Raw genomic sequence first — 209 nt, forward strand, 5'->3', positions numbered from 1 at the left:
ACATCTAAACTCGCTGTAACATCTACTGATCCTGCATCCTCATCTACGGACTCATCGGATAGACTTACCGTTGGTGTAGGCTCATTATCTAGTATCGTTACTTCGCCACTAGCATCAGTGTTATCTGTATTGCCGCTTGTCACTGTTCCTGATACCGTGAAAGTCTCATCCGGCTCATCGATTAAATCATCTAAGATTGGAATAGATAC

Annotated in this window: 1 protein-coding gene; it reads right to left on the minus strand. The window is 43.1% G+C overall.

All coding sequences use genetic code 11. From position 1 onward, the window contains the following. On the minus strand, positions 1 to 209 hold a 209-nt coding region (locus Q0857_RS16915; protein ID WP_298538086.1), incomplete at both ends, for a hypothetical protein.

It is taken from the genome of uncultured Algibacter sp., assembly GCF_947495925.1.
Lineage (GTDB): Bacteria > Bacteroidota > Bacteroidia > Flavobacteriales > Flavobacteriaceae > Algibacter_E.